Consider the following 20,055-nt stretch of genomic DNA (forward strand, 5'->3'; position numbering starts at 1 on the left):
GAGGGGCAGGTCGACGTTGTGATCGCGACCATGGGATACACCACCGGGCGAGCGCCGCTGGTCCAATTCGTCAACCCGGATTACTACGAGTCAGACACGGTCGTCATTGCCGACCGCGCCATGCCTATCAGCGGCTGGCACAACATTTCCGGCGAAACGGTCTGCGTCACGGTCGGCAACAACTCAAGCTGGGAACTGGCGGAGCATGGCGCCCGCCTGATGCTGTACACCAGCCCACAACAGTTAGTCAGCGGCCTGGAACATGATGAATGTCAGATCGTCGCGCAGGACAGCAGCTTCTTCGCGAGATCGCTCAGCGACCCTGACTTCGCCAAACGATACGCCGCCAAATTCGACTTCGCTCCCGTTCCGTGGGGTATGGCGGTCGCCCGCGGCGGTGCGCACGACCTTCAACAGGCCCTGTCTCTCATCCTCCAGATCTTTCATCGCGACGGCGTGCTGATCGGCATGGCGCGGACACATCAGATCGCGACACGGTTCCTGGAACAGCAGCAAGCCGCCTGGCAAGGCGTGTGTGCCACCGCATCCGGACTGAGCGACCCGGCCTGCAACCTGCCGCCCGCCACGTCCGATTTGCAGCCGACCAGCTTCGCCCCCCAGGTGGCCGCCGTGGAGGCGTGGCTGAGCGCAAAACTATCGATCCGTGTCGCGCTGCCGATGCTGGAGACGGAGCATGCCTGGTCTTTGTTCCGAGCCGGCATCGTCAACTCGCTGCTGCTGGTCGCTGGCACGATCGTCGCGACCTTGCTGGTGGCGCTCACCGTCGGCGCCCTGGCAAGCGCTTCATCCCGCTTGCTGAGATGGCCGGCGCGTCTGGTGGTGATCGTCCTGCAGTCATCGCCACCGATCATGACACTCATCGTCGCCGCGGCTTTGCTGCGCGGGTTCGCCGAATTCACGCCGCTGACGGTGATGATCGCGGCCATCGCGGTCCTTGGGCTGATCAACGGTGCAAACGCCGGCCAGGCCATCGCGGAGACCGTCGCCGCGATCCGACTCGACTTCACCGCTCGGTCGGCCGATGATTCGCACCTGTTTTTCCGCGCAGTCTGCCTGTCGGCCAAACAAATCGAGGCGTTCCTGATCAATGCGGCGAAGGGCACGCCGGTTGCCAGCTTCATCGGCGCGCCAGAGCTGTTGAACCAGTTGACCGATATCGGTTCGTTCGCCAGCAGCCGAACCAGTATCTACTGGGTGATGTTGGTGTTCTATATCCTGATTGTCGCAGTGGTGGTGCGGCTGTCCGCCTCGCTGCGGTGGTTCCTGCAACGCCGAGCCGGTCTGGCATGAAGGCGCTGTTTGGCAACCTGCCACCGGATTTCCCGTGGCAGGTCCTGGGAGGTATCGCCGTCAATCTGCACATCGCGGTGCTGGCGCTGATCGGCGGCTTCGTGCTGGGCATCCCGCTCGCGCTGGCGCAGGTCCGGCCAGGCCTGCCCGCCAGGTTCGCCGGCGCGCTGGTCGCCCTGATGCGGGCATCCCCCACCTTCGTCGTGATGTTCTTCCTGCTGAACATCATCCCGTCGGAGATATCGGTCCTGTCGGTACGGATCCCTCTGTCCGGCGTGACGATCGTCGCGCTGTCGCTGCTGCCCTACTCCGCCTACTACATCGCAGAGAGCGGGCTGGACGCGTTGCATCAGTTGCGCCTGAACGCCCCGGCGACCGCCTTGCTGTTCCTGCCGAATGTCGGACGCGCCTTCTTCGTCCTGGTCATGGCCTCCGGCGCCGCGGCGGCGATCGGGGTGCGGGAGGCGATCGGCATCATCCTTCGCCAAGCCGACCGGACGCCCACCCGCCTGGGCCAGTTCGCGCTGTTCGCGTTCGGGATCGTGTTGTTCGGCGTCATCTTCCAGGCCGGTTTCGCCCTGCTGACCGCGCTGCGCCGGTGGCTGACTGGTCGGGCGACACAACGAATGCTGGCGGGGCCGGCGCCACCACCAGTCCAGCCCGGCACCTGACGCGACCGGCGCTCGGTTCAGTCCACCGGAACGATAAGGCCCTCGGACAGCCGGATCTGACGGTCGGCGAGGTGGAACCACCGGTCGTCATGCGTCGCGGCGATAATGGTAATGCCGCGCGCCTTCAGCGACGGCAGCACCTCCTCGTAGAATTTACGGCGAAACACGGGGTCCTGGTCGGCCGCCCATTCGTCCAGTACCAGCAGGGGCTTGCCCTCCAGCACGGCGGCGATCAGCGCCAGCCGCTTGCGTTGACCAGTCGACAACTGCACCGTGGTGAACGCGCCGTCACGGATCGCTGCCTTGTCGGCGATTGCCATCTCCCGCAACAGCGCATCCGCTTCATCCGGCTCCATCGTGTCGGTCAGTCCGTAAAGTTTGCGGAACAGGAAGTAGTCGGAGAAGACCGCGGCGATGCGATCGCGCACATCCTGCAGATTCGCCTCATCCACTGGCCGGGAGTCCACCAGGATTTCTCCGCCCTGCGCCGGATACAGGCCGGTCAGGATGCGCAGGAAGGTCGACTTGCCCGCACCGTTGCCGCCGGTGATGAACACCGTTTCACCGGCGTTCACCCGGAAATCCAACGGCCCCAGCACGAATCCGCTGCCACGTTCATTGCGCGGGTAGCGGAAGGTGACGCCACGTAGTTCAAGCGAACGGAAATCCTTGCGTTCGGGAAGCGGCGCCGGGTCGTTCGCCAGCAGCGAGCTCTCGGCCTTGATTTGGGCCTGCAGGGTCGCTTCAAGGTCGTAGATGGCCCGCGCTGCCGCTTCCGCGCTGGACAACGCCGGGATAGCGCCGATAATCATACTGACAGGTCCTAGCACGAACAGCACCGCCATCGTGGCCTGCCCCAGGGTCTTGGCCGAGATCGTGCCAAGCGCCGGCAGCAGGAAAACCATGGAACCGATCAACAGGAAGAACAGTACCTGGCCGACGACGAAGCTGCGGTTCATCCCCGCCTGAGCCTCCGCTCGTATCGCCCGCGATTCGTCGGCAAGCCCGAACAGTTCTTCGTACAGCGCGTCCGCCCGCCGGCGGCTCAGCTTCACCTCCTTGAAGCCGTGCAGCAGCGCAGCACTGGTATCCTGGAACTCGCCGTCCTTCACCGTCGCGCGGATCAGCAGATCCTGCGAAATCCCCCATTGCCGCAGGATCATGTATGCCGCGACCGCCACCGATATGACCCACAATGCAAAGGCGGCACCCGAGACATAGGCGATGTAGGCTGCGGTGATCACCGCCACCAGCGCAGACTGCAAGCCGGTGGTGAGTTGCGCCATCGCCGCCGACAGGCGCTGCGCCTCCCCCGTCATCGCGCCCAGGATTCGCGCCTCGCCAGTGGCCTCGATACTCAGCAGTTCACAGCGTCGGACCAGATCCAGTACTTCCAAGCGCGCTCGGTATACTGTCGCCTCGACCTCGACCGCCACCATGCCGAAGGCGTGGCTTTGCGCGACGAAATACACCGAGACCGCGAGCAGAAAGATGAAAAACAGATAGAAGCTCCAGACGGTGCCATAGGCGGTCTGGGATGCGAAATTGACGATCACCAGCACGCCGGCATTCATCACCCCGGCGAGCAGCGATACGATCAGGAATTGAGCAGCGGCGGCCGAACTCGACGGCTTGATAAAGCGGAAAAGCTTCATCCGCGGGCCACGCGCTCATCCTTCCGTTCGAGGCGCGCGACCATCACATAGATCGCCGGGAAGATCGGGGTGATGAAGATCGAGACCAGAAAGATCAAGACGGGTCCGACGCGGGTGTCCCGCCCGATAAAGGCGAGCGCCGCGGCAACCGCGACATAAAGGCCCAGCAGCAGGGGAAGCATGTTCGTTTACCTTCCGTTCAGGTTTGGATCAGGCCAGCGGGCGAAACCGGCCCACGCGGTGTACCATCATCCGCCGAATCTCCCGCCAGGATGCGCAGGATGATCCGGGTATTTCTGTCGAGCGATTCGCCCTCGGTCATGTGGGAGTGGTCACCTGTGCCCTGATGGATGGCGAACCTGCCATTGGTGTGATCGGCCCATCCGTTCCATTCCGCCGGCGTCGCCCAATCCTGCGCCGACCGCAACAGGTGAATGTCGGCATCAATACGTCCGTCATCGATCAGGCCATTCAGATAGCGGATGAACGCCTCCATCTTCCGCAGCATCAGCGCCCGCAGGTCCGGCTGCAACATGTAGGCGCCATAATCGGCGTCGTTCGCCAAGCGGTCGCGGAAATAGCCCAGGTTGTTATCCATCATCGCTTGAATTGCCGCATCATCCTGCTCGATCGCATGCAGTTTCATCGGTGCATCCAGCAGGATGACCCGAGCGACCTGCGTGCCGGCGTCTTCGAGCCCTTTGGCAACCGCGAACGCCAGGTTGCCGCCGCCGGAATAGCCAAGCATGGTCAACGGCCGTCCCCCCGCATGTGCCCTGATCGCTCGGACATAGCGCGTGATCCGGTCGTCACCCTCGATAAAGTCGAACGCATGGAAGGCGACATTGGTCAGCTGTTCCCCGACATTGCGAAATGCTGCGCCGTAGCCGAACAGCGGCGGCATGGCGAAGACAGCGTGCGGCCGGTCCGGATGCAGGCGCAGCGGCACATCATCCGCCACCCGGCCGATATACGGCCTGACAGCGGGTGGCATCGCGGATCCCGCGGCCGGCAGCCGGCATAATTCGTCGACGATCGTGCCGATCACCTGTTCCCCTACCGCCGCGTCCAACACCGCCGTGCCATGCGACAAAATTAAATTCAGCGTGTCGTCCTCGATACTAGCCAGCAGGTCGATTGCGAATGGGGCGAGCGAACCCGGATCGACAGGATCGCCGAGGCTGGCCAGTCCCGGTTCGAACAGATCACTGCCCGCCGGCGCGGCGATGCGGCCGAGGTAGTTGAAGCCGATACCGCCAGGCAGGCGCTGCAATTCCGGCGCCGGCGTCAGTTCGGCGAGCATGCCAAACCCGGCGCCTCGATTGGGCACCGCCTCCAAGGCCCGCCGAACCGCCGCCACCGCCGCGTCACCGGTAAGCCCCGCCAAGTCCAGCCGCACCGGATAGAGGCTGGTAAACCAACCGACCGTGCGGCTGACGTCGAGGCCCTCGACGATGTTCTCCCGCCCATGCGCCTCCAGTGTGACGACGGCCGGCCCGGAGACCACCTTGTGCCGCCGCAGGGCGCGCGCGAACGCCGCCAGCAACACCGGCTCCAGATTGCGTTGCCCTGCCATTAATGAACTTTCGACTATCCGCCTCGTATGGCTGACTCGATCGCGCACGATGCCGGACGGCAGATCGTCCGCTATCCGGCATACCGCCGCCCATCCGGCACGCTCCGCCGCCAACGCCGGAGACAGTGCCGCCCGCGCCTGGTGTTCAGCCCAATCCCGGAAGGCGTGAGTCTTCGGCGGCAACTGCAGCACCCGTCCCTGACGGCCGGCATCCAGCGCCACCGCCAGGTCATCCAACACTATCCGCCAACTGACCGCATCGACCGCCAGATGGTGGATCACCAACAGCACGGCATCTTGCCGAGGCAGCCGGCACAGCACCGCGGCCACCACCCGTCCGGCCGCCAGGTCCAGGCCGCGCTGCACAACCTCCGCATGCCGGCTCATCTCTGCATCCGCATCCGCCGTATCGCGCAGATCGATCAGCGAGGCGATCGGACCGCCCGGCACATCGCCGAAATGCTGCCGCCAGCCACCGTCGCGCGCGGCAATGCTGATCCGCAGCGCGTCGTGATGGCGCACCACCACCCGCATCGCGGTTTCCAGCCCGTCCACGTCCAGCCGACCACGGACCCGCAGCAGCACGGACTGGTTGAAGTGGTTGCGGTTGCCGCGATACGTCCGGAAGAACCAGGCCTGCGCGGCGGTCAGCGGCGCCGGCCCGACAATCAGTCCCTGTTCGGCGCCGATTTCGCCCGCCTGCATCTCCGCCGCCAGCCCGGCGACCGTGGGATGCCGGTAAACCTCGGCAATCGCGATACGCCGCTGCCGCCGGCCAAGCTCTGCCGTCACCTGCAGCAGCCGGATGGAATCCCCACCCAGCTCAAAGAAATTCTGATGGATGCCGACCCGCTCGACCCCCAGTACCTGGGCGAACACCTCCGCCAGTAAGGCTTCGTCGTCGGTCCGTGGCGGCGCATGATCGACCGCGTCGGCCACAGCCGGCATCGGCAAAGCGGCCTGGTCGATCTTGCCGTTGACTGTGCGCGGGAACGCATCCAGCCAGACGATATGTGCCGGCACCTGCGCCGACGGCAGCGTCTCAGCCAGCCGGCCTCGTATCGCCTCGCTTGACGGCGGCTCGATGCCGTCCCGCCGAACCAGCCAGGCCACCAGATGCCGATCGGTAGCGTCCTGCCCGCAAGCCAGCACCAGCGCCTGAGCCACCGACGGCAACGCCTCCAAGGCGCGCTCAACACCAGCCGGCTCCACGCGCTGGCCACGGATCTTCACCTGCCGATCGATCCGTCCGCCATACGACAGCAGCCCATCCGGCCGCCACACGCCCCGGTCGCCCGTGCGATACAGCCGCGTCCCGAGGCCATCGACGAAGCTCAGCCCGGTCAGGTCCGGATTGCCCAGATAGCCGAACGCCAGCCCCATGCCGGCGACGCAGATCTCACCCGCCACGCCCACCGGCACCGGCTGCAGATCGGCGTCCAGCACATGGATACTGGTGTTCGTCAACGGCCGCCCAACCGGCAGATCGTCATCCGCCGGCCCATCCGCCGGCACCTCCCAGATCGTCGCGCACACCGACGTCTCCGTCGGGCCGTAGGCGTTGAAGTAGCGCAGCCGGCTCGCGTAATGCCGCAGGTCGGCGGCCACCGGCGCCTCCCCCGCGGTAATCAGCACCCGCAAGGTCCCCAGATCCGGCCGGCCCAGCGCCGACAAATAGGCTGGCGGCAGTGTCGCCACCGTAACGCCATAGCGGTGCAGATAGTCCGGAAACACACGAGCATCCGCGACCGTCCCGGCATCGGCGGGAACGACGGCGGCCCCACACAGCAGCGCCATAAACACCTCGGACAGCGACGCATCGAACGCCGGCGACGCAAACGCCACGACCCGATCCTCCGGCCCGACGCCAAACGTCTCGATCTGCCGGGTAATCATGTTGACGAAGCCGCGATGCCCCAGCACCACGCCCTTCGGCTCACCCGTCGACCCCGAGGTGAAGATCAGATACGCGGTGTCATCCGGCAGCGACGCCCCCACATCGTCCGGCTGCTCCGCCGAGACAAACAGAGACAGCCCATCCTGCTCCGCCAGCTTCGTCATGCCAGGAGGCGCCATCTCCGCCAGCGCCAGCCGGCAATGGCTGCGCCGCAGCATCGAGGTGACCCGGCCCGGCGGATGCTGCCGGTCCGCCGGCATATAGACACCCCCTGCCTTCAACGTGCCCAGCAGCGCAGCCAGCCAAGATTCCGTCCGGTCGAGCATCACCAGGACCGCCTCTCCGCTTCGCAACCGCCCCGCCCCGATCAGCAACGCCGCCACACGTTTGGCCATGCGATCAAGCTGCCGATAACTCAGGACGCCGCTCGGCGAGACAACCGCCGCCCGATCCGGCACTGCCGCGACTTGCGCGGCAAACAAATCCTGGATGCGGCCGTCGGGCACCGGCAACACGCCACCATCGGCAAACCGAGCCAGCAGCGCCCGCTCCTCCGCCGGCAACATCTCCAACTGCCCGACCGGAGAAGCCCGATCCCGAGTAACGCTCTCAGCCAGCGCCCGCACATGCCCCAGCATCCGCCGGATACGCGCCTCGGCGAACAGATCAGTGCGATACTCAATCGCGACCCCCAACCCCTCGGCATCGCGGCGGAAGTGGAATGTCAGGTCCAGCTTGCTGATCCCGCTTTCCAGCGGCAGCGGCGAAATGCGCAGCCCCGGAACCGACGGCGCTGCCTCAACCGCCGTCTCCAGCACCAGCATGACGTCGAACAGCGGATTGCGTGACAAATCGCCGCCCGCCCCCAGCGCCCGCACGATCGAGTCAAAACCACACCGCCGATGGGCCACCGCCTGATCCAGCGTGTCACGCACCCGCCGGACCAAGTCGACGAACGGCTCGTCCGAACGCACTATGTCCCGCAACGCCAGTGTATCGACGTAGAATCCGATCTGCCCGTCCAGCGCCGCGCTGTCCCGCCCAGTGACCACGGTGCCGAGGAGGATGTCGTCCTGCCCGCTCCACCGACGCAGCAGCAGTTTCGATAGCGCCAGCAGCATCACATACAGGCTGACACCCTCGCCCCGAGCCAGCGCTTCCAGCCCCTCGGCAACGGCAGCGGGCAAGCGGGCGTCCAGCGTTCGCCCCTGCCAGCCCCGCAACGCCGGCCGCGGATAATCGGTCGGCAATTCCAGGACAGGACGTTCGCCACCCAGCTTCGTCAGCCAGTAATCGCGGCTGACCGCCTGCCGAGGATCGTCTGCCCGCCGCTCCTCCCACACCGCGAAATCACGCGCCTGACGGGTCAGCGGAGGCAACGCCAACTCACCATCGCGATACAACGTCACAAGCTCACGCATCAGCACATCCAGTGAGGCCGCGTCGCCGATGATGTGATGCAGTGCCACCAACAGCACATGCCGGTCGTCCGCGACCTTCCACAGCCGAACCCGCAGCAGCGGCCCGACCGCCAGATCGAACGGAGCCGCCGCCGCTTCCTGGCAGGCAGTCGCCACGTCCTCGCCGGCCGAAAGCGGCGCCACCACAACACGCCACGGCCGGACCGGCAGCACACACTGGCGAGGCTCACCATCGACTACCGGAAAAACGGTGCGCAAACTCTCGTGCCGCTGGACCAACGACTCCAGCGCCGCCTCCAACGCCGGCAAATCGAGCGCACCATCCAGCCGGAATCCCGCCGCCAACCCATAGGCGGCGTTGCCGTCACCCTGCGCCAGCAGCCACAACCGAAGCTGCGCCGCGGTCAGCGGATAGTCGTCCTGCTCCGGCGCATGCGGCACAACGCCGTCAGCCTCCACGGGCTCAGGCGTCGCCAGCAACAACGCCTGCTGCGCGATCGTCGGCGCCGCGAACAGCGCCGACAACGGCAGGTCCACACCCAGCCGGTCGCGCACCGCCGTCACCACTCGCACCGCTTTCAGGCTGTGCCCGCCCAACGCAAAGAAATCGTCCGAACGGCCGACGGCACCGCAACCCAGCACGTCACCCCAGATCGCCGCCAACGCCTGCTCCACCGGTCCAACGGGCGGTTCCGCCGTAACCTCGCCCGACGGCGCCGGAGCCGGCAGGGCAGCCCGGTCGATCTTCCCACTGACCGTCACCGGCAACGCCGCGACCGGAATCAAATGCGACGGCACCATGTAAGGCGGCAGCGCCACCGCCAGTGCGGTGCGCAACGACCCAACGTCTGCCTCTCCCTCGGCCACGAACCAGCAGGCCAGCGCATCCTCAACCGGCAACACCACGGCGGCCCGCACACCGGGCTGGCGCAGCACGTGATGCTCGACCTCCGCCAGTTCGATGCGATAGCCGCGGATCTTCACCTGGTTGTCACGCCGGCCCAGGAACTGGATGGCACCATCGACGCGACGCCAGGCCAAATCACCGGTCCGATAAACACGCTCCTCCGGCTGGCCGGGCAACGTCACAAACCGTTCCGCCGTCAATTCCGACTGGCCGAGATACCCATCCGCCAGGCCGCTGCCCGCCAGGCAGATTTCCCCCGCCACGCCGAACGGCACCGGCCGCAGACGCTCATCCAGCAGATGCACCCGAGTATTGGCTATCGGCCGGCCAATCGGCACCGCCGCCTCGGCCACTCCGGGAATGATGCGGTGGCAGATGCACTCGACGCAGCACTCGGTCGGACCATACAGATTGCACAGCGCCGCGCTCCGCCGATGCGGCGCCGACAGCAGCCGATCCACCAAAGCCCCGGTCAGCGCCTCCGCGCCGATGGTCAGATGCCGCAGAGTGAACCGATCCGCCCACAACCCGGCCTCCAGCCCCACCGCCAGCAGCGACGGCGTAATACTCAACACCTCGATACCATGCCGGAACAGGAACGCATCCAGCCGCCGAGGATCCCGCTTAACAGCCTCCGGCACCAGGTAGAGCGTATCGCCCCGCGGCAACGACCCAAAGATCTCGTGCACCGACACGTCGAATACCAGCGACGCCATCGCCGCCTGCCGCAGCCCGCGTCCCAGGTGATCGTACAAGTCGCGATCCAACCAATGCGCCAGGTTCACCGCCGCTCGATGCGGCACAACGACGCCTTTCGGCACGCCCGTGGTGCCCGAGGTATAGATGACATAAGCCGGCGACTCCGGCCTTACCGGCGCAGCCGCCAAGCCCCCACCCACGGCATCCCGATCCGCTTCCAGCACCGGCAGTTCGGTCAGCCCACCAGCGCGTTCGGTCAACCCAGACCCCGCCGTCACCACAGCAACGCAACCGCTGGCGGTCAGCAGTTCCCCCAGGCGCTGATCGCTCTGTGCCGGATCGAGCGGCACCCACGCCCCACCAGCCAGCAAAATGCCGATGACCCCGACCACCGCCTCGACGGTCCGCTCCGCCAGCAGAGCAACCCGAACGCCATCCCCGCCAAAACCCACCAACCGGTGCGCCAAAGCCGAACCCGCGTCCAACAGCGCGCGATACGACAGGCTGCCCGCCTCATCGACCACGGCGATCGCATCCGGCGTGCGATCCACCTGGGCGAGGACCAGGTCCACCAGCGTCTCCCCCGCCGGCCACACCACCGCGGTCTGGTTCGCCGCGGCCAACGCCGCCGTCGCGGCACCGTCGAGCAGAAGCAGCCGCTCGACAGGGCAATCCGGCGTCGCCCGCAGCCCCCCCAGCAGCGTCCGCAACTGCGCCGCAAAACCGGCGATACGCGCCGGCGCAAACAGCGACGTGCGGTATTCCAACGCCAGACTGATCCTCGAATCCGATGTCTCGGCAAAAGCGAACGTCAAATCGAAGCGGCTGGCCGTCGCCGGCAGCGCCAGCGGCGAGACACTGGCGGCACCAAGCCGCAACGCGCCAGCAGCGGCAGGCTCGAACGTCACCATCACATCGAAGATCGGCGAACGACCCGGATCGCGGCTGACCTGCAACTCATCCACCAGCCGGTCGAACGGATAATGCTGATGCTCCAGCGCCCCCTGCACCGCCGCGCGAGTTCCGGCCAGCGCAGCGGCAAAGTCCGCCGCACCATCGATCGCGAGGCGCAGCACCAGGGTATTGATGAACACCCCGGCCACGTCCTGAAGATCCGGATGGGTGCGCCCCGCCACCGGGAACCCGAGGCGCACCTCCGGCGCCCCCTGACCGCGCAACTGCACAGCCACCAACGCAGCCGCGGTCATGAACAACGTGGCACCGCCGTCGCGCGCCAGCCGCCGCAGCGTGTTGCTCTCCGCCAGGTCGAACGAGACGACCAGCGTCTCGCCGCGCGGATCGGCCACAGCCGGCCGCGGATAATCCGGAATCAGCTCCAGCGGCGGCAGCGGCAACGCCAGCAGCCGATGCCAGTGCGCTCTGTCCGCGGCGACAGCATCACCGTCCAGCAACGCATTCTGCCAGACCGCGACGTCCCGATAGCGATAACGCGGACCCGGCGGCGCCGGCCGGTTCGGCGGCAACGCATACAGCCGGTTCAGATCCCGTTGCAGGATCGCCAAAGTCTGCCCATCAGCGATGATATGGTGCAGCCCAAACAACAGCGTGTGCGCCGCCTCACCATGCTGCAGCAGAGCCACGCGGAACGGCGGTTCGGCCTCCAAGGCAAAGCCCTGCCCGAAGAAGTCCCGAATCGCCGCATCCAGCCCATCCGCCGAGACATCGCGCCGTTCGATGGCCACCGGCCCGGCCGACAACACCACCTGCCGAGGCTCGCCGTCGATCGACGGAAAGACCGTGCGCAGCGCCTCATGTCGGGCAACCAGAGCGTCTATCGCGGCGGACAGGGCAGCGCCATCCAGCGCCCCCTCGATCCGGAACGCCGCCGGCAGCAGATAGGCGGGGCTGCCAGGCAGCATCCGCTCCAGCACCCACATGCGCCGCTGCGCATGAGACAACGGATAAGACGGCGCATCCTCCACCAGCGCGATCGCATGCGCCGCCGCCGGCACCGCGGCCCGCAACCGCCCCGCCAAACCAGCGACACTCGGCGCGTCGAACAGGTCCCGCAATCGCAGATCGCGGCTGAATTCCTTGCGCAGCTTGGCGATCAACTGCAACGCCTTCAGGCTGTGCCCACCCAGGGCAAAGAAGTCGTCGCCAACGCTCGGCACCACCCCACCGCCCAACACCTCACCGAACAGCGCGGCCAAACGCCCTTCCAGCGCATCGCGCGGCGGTTCCGCCACCTTCGCGACAACCGCCTCCGGCCCCGGCAGACGCTTACGATCGATCTTACCGCTCGGCAGCAGCGGCATGGCGTCCAGCAGCACGATCCGGTTCGGCACCATCCAGGCCGGCAGCCGCCGAACCAGCGCCTCACGCAGCACCGCGACCGACGTCCCGGATTCAGCGACCGCATAAGCCACCAACTCGGAGTCACCCTCGGCCCGCACCAGCACCTGCCCGACGCCATCGCACGCCGCCAGCGCCGCCTCGACCTCACTCGGCTCGATGCGATAGCCGCGGAGCTTCACCTGATCATCCGCACGCCCGAGAATTTCAATCTCGCCGTCATCCCGCCAGCGGCCCAGATCGCCCGTGCGATACAGCACCATATCCGGAGACCCCGGATGCACGACACGCCGAGCGGCCGTCAGGTCCGGCTGATCCAGATAGCCACGCGCCAGCCCGACCCCGCCAATGCAGATCTCACCCACCACACCAGCCGGGCACAGCCGCCCGTTGCGCGACAAGATCGCCACGGTCTCACCCGGCAGCGCTCGGCCAATGGACAGCGGCGCCGCACCCAGGCGCTGAGTCGTCGACCAGATCGTCGCCTCGGTCGGACCATAGACGTTGAACACCGCCGGCCCGCCCAGCGCCACCAGTTCCTCGGCCATCGCCGCAGGCAGCTTCTCGCCGCCCACAAGCAGCACCTTCAGCCCCGCCAGCACCGCTGGCCCGCCAGCATCCAGAAGCGTCCGCAGCCGAGACGGCGTCACCTGCAGCACGGAAATTCGCTCTCGCTCGATCGCCGCCAAGACCAGTTCTGGATCGGCCGCCTGCTCCTCCGTCGCGACCACCACGGTCATGCCGTGTGCCAGGCTGCACAGCAGTTCCAGCACCGAGATATCGAAAGTGATCGTCGTCAACGCCAGGATGCGGTCGCCAGGACCCAGGCCGAACACGTTATCCAGCGTGGAAGTGAAGGCCGCGACATTGCGATGCTCCACCATCACGCCCTTCGGCCGCCCGGTCGACCCGGACGTGTAAGCGACATACAGCAGATCCGCCGGCCGAGGCGGCTCGCCACCGTCGTCCGCCTCCCACTCCGGCTCCATCATCAACACCGGCAACCCGGCCGGCACCGCATCCAGGCTGTCCTCCGGCAAGGCCCCATCCGAACCCGGCACCGCCAACACCACCCGAGCACCACTGTCCCGGCACAGCATGGCGATGCGCTCCGCCGGATAACCCGGGTCGATCGGCACATAAACCCCGCCCGCTCGTGCCACCCCAAGGATCGCCGCCGGCAACAATTCCGACCGCCGAGCCAGCAGCGCAACGCGATCATCCGGCCGCAAAGTCACCGCTGATCGCAACTTGCGCGCCACGCCCCCGGCAAGCCGATCCAGTTCGGCATACGTCAGCGTGCGATCCCCACAACGCACCGCCTCCCGCTCGGCATAACGAGCCACCGCCACCGCAAACTGCGCGACAGGCGTCGTCGCCACCGGCGCATCGACAGCCGCGGCCCCACCGCCAGACACCAGCGGCAACGTCTCTAGCGCCTGCTCCGGCGCCCCCAGCAGCAGTTCGACCAGCCACCGCAGTTGTTCGTCCAACCGAACCACATCCGCCGACGACAACCGAACCGGGTCGTATTCCAGCTTGAAACACGGCGCCGCACCGAGGACGACACTGACCGACAGCGGATAATGCGTGTGCTCGAACAACTCGACGTCCGAGATGTCGCCGCCATCGCCGATCTGCTGCTCGATCGGATAGTTCTGCACCAGCATCACATGATCGAACAGCGTGCGTCCGGCCTCGGCCTGAATCTCCGCCAGCGGCAGGAATTCATGGGACCGGCGAGCGATCATCTCGGCCTGCAACCGCCCGAGCAGGTCCAACAGACTATCGCCGGCACCCCAGGTGACCCGCACCGGAACGGCATTGATGAACAGTCCCAGCATCTGCTCGATGCCGAGGATAGCCTCCGGCCGGTTGGCGATCACCGAACCGAAAACAACGTCGTCACGGTCCAGCAGACGGCCCAGCAACAACCCCCAGACCGCATGCGCCAGCGTCGCCACGGTGACCCCAGCGCGCACCGACAGGCCACGCAACCGCTCGCCCGTCGCCGCATCCAACGCGACATAGTGGGACACTGGCCGCTGTGTCGCGCCGGCCCGATCGCGCACCGGAGACGCCAACTCCTCATAGTCCGCAAGCCGGTCCCGCCAGTAACGGCGCGCCGCGGACGCATCCTGCTTACCCAGCCATGCAATGTACCGGCTGAACGGCGCCGGCGGCGGCAGGTCGTCCAAGCCACCCCCACCGGTGACCGACTGCAATGCCGCCATGAACTCTTGCTGCAAGATACCCAGGCACCAGCCGTCCAACAGGATGTGGTGGTGGCTGAACACCACCTCGCAGGCGCCGCCACCCAGCTCGAAGCGAGCAATCCGCGACGGCGGCGCGGCAGCGAGGTCGAATCCGGCCAGCCGGTCGGCCTCTTTCCACTCCGCCAAATACCGCTGCTGTTCGGCCGGGGACAGGCGACGCAGGTCCTCACACCGGATCGACGGCGGCGCCTGCTTCAGCACCGCCTGCAACGGCCTGGTACCGGCCTCATAGACGAATACCGTGCGCAGGATGTCGTGGCGCCGATACAGCAGTTCCCACAGCCGCCGGAATGTCGGCACGTCCGGCGCATCCGCCATGCGGAAGCTGAGCTGCTCGAAGTAGGCCGTCGAGGCGGGATCCTCAACGGCATGAAACAGCATGCCCTCCTGCATCGGCGACAGCGGGTAGATTTCCTGCAGGTTGTCCCGGCGCAGCACGCTCAGGTCCAGTCCTGCATAATGCTGTCCAGCTCGTCCGCACCAATCCCGGCCAACGCCAAGTCGGGCAAATCGGACGCCGCTTCGCCGCCAGCGGCAATGGCGGCCAGGGCGGCGGCATAGCTATCGAGGAACCGCTGCATCGCCGCCTCGGCGAAATGCCGCCGGTTGAAGTTCAGCGCCACGTGCAAACAGCCGTCGGCAACGCTCGCCAGCAGGTCCAGCGGCAGCGGCCGGCGCGTGTTCTGGTCACAGACCGGTCCCGCTGGCTCCTCGGCCAGCCGAAACAGCCGGTCCGATCCGGCATAGTCATCGTCCAGCCGCCCGAGATAGTTGAACCCGATCTGCGGCCTGGCCTCGGTCATCCCATCTGCCAGCAGCAGATATCCAACCCCACGACGCGGCACCGAGCGGATGGCATCACGCACCGCCCGCACCTGATCCGCCACCGTCTCGGCACCATCTAGATCGAGCGCCAGCGGATAAAAGGAGGTGAACCACCCCACCGTCCGGCTGACATCCAGTGGCGCCAGCGCCGATTCCCGCCCATGCCCTTCCAGCATCACCAGGAACCGGCCCGGTCCGGCCTGATCCCGCATCGCCCGAGCCAGCCCCGCCAGCAGCAGGTCGATGGTCTCGGTGCCATGCACCCGGTTGGCCGATCCGAGCAACGCGGCCGTCACGTCGGCAGGGATGGCGGTCACGACGCTTGCGGTATCGCCGGCAAGATCCTCGCCGTTTCCGCCCGGCAACTGCACCAGTGGGCCGCCAACCACGCGGCCCCAGTACGCCCGCTCCCGCTCCCACGCCTGCGCCGGGTCCGCCGCCGCCACGGCCACCTGGTCGGCCCAGGCGATGAACGACGCGGTGCGCGGCGGCAGCGCCAACGAGGCCCCGGCCTGCCACTGCCGATAAGCCTGCTCCAGATCGCCCAGCAGGATCCGCCACGACACCCAATCAACCGCGAGGTGATGGATAACCCACAACACCCGGTCACCGTCCGCCATTCGCAACAGAGTCACGCGGAACAGCGGCCCCGCCCCGATATCCAGACTGGCCTGTGACCGAGCACACAGGGCAGGCAGCCCGTCGGCGTCCGCATTCTCTACATCGACAACCACCCCAGGCGCGTGCGGCGGAATCTCCCCCCGCGGCACGCCATCGACAACCCAGAAACGAGCCCGCAGCGCATCATGGTGCGCGACGACCGCATCCAGCGCCACGCCAAGCCCAACCGGGTCCAGCCGCTCGTCCGTCCGCAGCAGCAGCGCCTGGTTAAAGTGATGCGGTGCCGCGGAGAATTGCGTCACGAACCATGTCTGGATCGGCGTCGGCGGAAACGGCCCCTCAACCGGCCCCGACGCGTCCGCTCCACTTCGAGCACTGACATGCGGCGCCAGAGCCGCCACGCTGCGATATTGCAGGATATCGGCCGACACTAGGCTGACCCCGCGCGCACCCAGCCGCGCGGCGATCTGGATCGCTCTGATCGAATCGCCACCCATGGCAAAGAAATCGTCCTCGATCCCCAGGCGATCCACCCCCAGCACCTCGGCGAACACGGCGCACAATGTCTCCTCCAGCGCCGATCGAGGCGCGACCGACTCCACCGGCTCCCGCGAAGGCGCCGGCAGCGCATTGCGGTCGATCTTGCCGCTGGCGTTCAGCGGCAGCCGAGGCAGCCGGACGATATGCGCCGGCACCATCGCCGCCGGCACCACCTGCCGCAGATGGTCGCGCACCCGCTCCAGTGGCGACTCCAGGCGGCGAGGCTCGCCCTGGTCGTCGAACGCCACCCGATGCAGCGGCGTCCCACGGAACCCGTCTGCGACATGCGGAACATCGCAGACGAACGGCGCCAACACGATGTCCCCCCGGCGGTACGTACCTTCGACCCGGAAGTTGGGGTTGATCCCGTTCGCCGACAAGCTTCGGGTAACCGTGCCAACGACCGTATCGCCCGGCACCAACGGCGGCGACGATTCTGCCAACGGCAGATACACCGGCAGCCAACTGGCGACCGACTCCATGATGTCCACGGCCTCTTCCGGATGGTCCGCATCCACGATCAGCCGCAGCCAGGCGAGCAACCCATCGATACGCCCCGCCGCCGTCACATCCAGCCGGATGTCGTGCCGAGACCCGGTCGCCAATGCACCGCGATAATCCAGATCCTCCAGCACGTCGGCGCTCGTAACGACCGCATCCTCCGGCAGGTTCTTCAGACACAGCCGCAGGTCGAACGCACCACCCTGTTGCGCAAAAATCGGCGCCAGATAGGAAGCAGCGGTCTCCGGAAAACCCAGCGCATTCAGACGATCACCCAGTGCGACACCGGCCAGCCGGGTCAGGCTGCGAGCGGGTAGTTGCGCGGCAGGATCACGCAGCCACCGCCGCGAGGCCTCGATCAGCACCGCCGACCCTTCCGACCCGCCGATCGACCCAACGATCTCCGAAATGCAGACATCCGCGCGTTCCGGCAGCATCACCCGGGTAATGTCGCCGACAATGACCTCCACGCGGTCCGCCATGCCCGCCTGGGCAATACGGGCACGCGCCTTCTCGGCCACCTTGGGCGAAATCTCCACCGCGTAAACCTTGCGAGCGCCCGCCTCGACCGCCATCCGCGTCAGGACCGCCTCAGCGCCCGGCCCGATCTCCAACACCGTCTTTCCAGGCAGATGCCGAATGAACGCGGCCCGGTAGGCGGCATTGCGCTGCTCATCGCCGGCCATCGCGCCATAGGCCAGGTCGTCATAGACAAAGAACTCGGCGATCGACGGCCACAACTCGACTGGCTCCCGCAGCGCCACCCACGCCGCCAGCTCCGTCTGCCCGCCCGGCGCCCGCACCGGCGCCACATGCGCCTCCCGCACCAGATCATGGCGCAGCAGCGCCTGCTCGATCTCCGCCGGTTCCACCCGATGCCCACGGATTTTCACCTGCCGGTCGTCGCGCCCCAGGAAATCGAGCGCCCCATCTGCCAGGAACCGCCCCAGATCGCCGGTACGATAGGCACGCTGCGCCGGCCGGAACGGATCGTCGACAAAAGCCTCACTGACCCGTCCGAGATAACCGCGCGCCACCCCCGGACCGGCAAACACGATCTGCCCCGTCGCCCCGGGCGCCACCGGACGGCCGAATCCATCCAGCACATAGATCCGGCTATTGGCCACCGCCCGGCCGACCGGGATCGACCCGCCGGCATCGGCAGCGACCCGATGGATCGACGCGCACACCGACACCTCCGTCGGCCCATAAGCATTGAATACCGTTCTGTCCCGAGCATAGGACCGCGTGATGTCCGGAATGGCGGTATCCCCGGCGACGATCAGCACACGCAACGTCGCCAGCTTATCGCCGTCCAGTGCCGCCAGATAGGCCGGCGTGATGGTGGCGACGGTCACTCCCTCCGCCGCCATATGCGCAACAAACCGCGCTTTGTCGGCGATCGTCTCCTCATCGATCAAGACCAACGCCGCCCCGGCCAGCAGCGTCATGAAGATTTCCGACAGGCTGGCGTCGAACGACGCCGACGCCAGTTGCAGCACCCGATCCTGGGGACCGACACCGAACGTCGCGATCTGATGGCGGATCATGTTGGCGAACCCGCCATGCTCGATCATCACCCCCTTGGGCTGACCAGTCGAACCGGAGGTATACAGCACATACGCAAGGTCCTCCGGCGCAGGCGGAACACCCGGCCCGTCGAGCACGGCATGTCCATTCCCCACCGTCATGGTGGGCGAAGGCCCACCATCCACGCCTTCGCCCGGATCAACACCGAAAGGCAAACCCAACACGCCCGGCTCATCCACCCGCGGGTCGGAAGACAGCACCAACCTGGGCCGAGCCTCATCCAGCACAGCGGCACGCCGAACACGCGGCTGATCGGCGCTCAACGGCAGGTAGGCACCGCCGGCACACAGAATACCCAACAAGCCTACAATCCACTCAACCCGCCGGGCCGTCATCAGCCCAACCAGGACGTCCGGCCGCACGCCGTGCCGCCGGCGCAAAACCGCGCCCAGCGCCTCCGCATCGCGCAACAACTCGCCGTAGGTCAGCGTCCGGCCCTCGCCGCGCAACGCGACACGGCCGGCATGGCGGATGGCACAGTCGCGAAACAGGCTCCAGATCATCGCCGGCGCCCACACTTCGGCCGGCCCCTGCCCCCAGCGCAACACCGCCGCCAGTTCTGAGTCCGACAGCAGTTCGATCTCAGCCAGCATCCGGCCAGTATCCGCGAACCCAACCAGCGCTCGGTCGATGCGCGCCAGCAGCGCGGCAGCCGCCCCCGAACCGTCGGCATGGCGGATGGTCAACCCGTCACCCGCCAGCACCACGCCCACCGGCGCCTCGCCCTGGCCCTGTTGCGGGCCATGCAGCGCCGCACTGGCAACAAAAACCGGCGCCGCCGGCAAGTCCGCAGCAGCAAGCCGCCGCACCGGAAAATCCTGATGCGCGCCGCACGCCGACACGACATCCCGCGTGGCACCCAGCAGATCCCGCACCGAACCGTCGAAGCGCAACGGCAACGTCAGCGGCAGGGTTTCGCCGGCATGCGGCATCGCCGCCAGCGGCGGAACGTCCACCAGGATCGAGCGCCCACCCCCATGCGCCGCCATCACCCGCGCCAGCGCCGCCAGCACAACGACGAAACGCCCCAGATCGGAACCTGCGGAAATCCGCCTCAGCACTGCCTCGGCCTCGGCGGACAGCGGCGCGGCATGCTCACCGGGCGTGGCGGCAGAATCGCCCCCGTCCAGCACGATCGGATCCTCGATCGCCGCGAGCCGATCCGTCCAGAACGCCCGATGCGTTTCGTAATCGCGCCCGGTGTAGCGAGCGAAGCCGCCCTGGCCTTTGGCGAACGTCACGTTCATTT

The 20,055-nt window shown here is 67.0% G+C and carries 6 protein-coding genes; 2 read left to right on the top strand and 4 right to left on the bottom strand.

Going from position 1 to position 20,055, the window contains the following annotated elements; translation table 11 throughout:
• Together GSQ89_RS08315 and GSQ89_RS08320 are read left to right on the top strand one after the other, a co-directional pair.
• The coding region (locus GSQ89_RS08315) for a transporter substrate-binding domain-containing protein (protein ID WP_158923906.1) at positions 1-1,311 on the top strand (1,311 nt) is incomplete at its 5' end.
• The gene (locus GSQ89_RS08320; RefSeq protein WP_158923908.1) at positions 1,308-1,982 is read left to right on the top strand and encodes a hypothetical protein; all 675 of its coding nucleotides are present in this window, start codon (positions 1,308-1,310) and stop codon (positions 1,980-1,982) included. The genes GSQ89_RS08315 and GSQ89_RS08320, both read left to right, overlap by 4 nt.
• A 17-nt stretch (positions 1,983-1,999) precedes the next feature.
• On the opposite strand, the gene GSQ89_RS08325 is transcribed toward GSQ89_RS08320, so the two are convergent.
• From GSQ89_RS08325 to GSQ89_RS08340, 4 genes are read right to left on the bottom strand one after another with little or no spacing between them, the layout of a single operon-like run.
• Entirely contained in the window at positions 2,000-3,637 is a 1,638-nt protein-coding gene (locus GSQ89_RS08325; protein ID WP_158923910.1) for a cyclic peptide export ABC transporter, read from the bottom strand.
• A complete protein-coding gene (locus GSQ89_RS08330) occupies positions 3,634-3,819 on the bottom strand; it encodes a hypothetical protein (RefSeq protein ID WP_158923912.1) in 186 nt (61 codons plus the stop codon). Before GSQ89_RS08330 ends, GSQ89_RS08325 begins: the two co-directional genes overlap by 4 nt.
• A gap of 17 nt (positions 3,820-3,836) precedes the next feature.
• Complete coding sequence (locus tag GSQ89_RS08335) at positions 3,837-15,167, bottom strand: non-ribosomal peptide synthetase (protein ID WP_158923914.1); 11,331 nt, start codon at positions 15,165-15,167, stop codon at positions 3,837-3,839.
• A 2-nt stretch (positions 15,168-15,169) separates the two neighbouring features.
• Positions 15,170-20,053 carry a non-ribosomal peptide synthetase gene (locus tag GSQ89_RS08340; RefSeq protein WP_158923915.1) on the bottom strand — a complete coding sequence of 1,628 codons (4,884 nt, stop codon included), beginning with the start codon at positions 20,051-20,053 and terminating at the stop codon, positions 15,170-15,172.
• Positions 20,054-20,055 lie beyond the last annotated feature (2 nt).

The organism is Acidisphaera sp. S103, from assembly GCF_009765975.1.
Classification (GTDB): Bacteria; Pseudomonadota; Alphaproteobacteria; order Acetobacterales; family Acetobacteraceae; genus Rhodopila.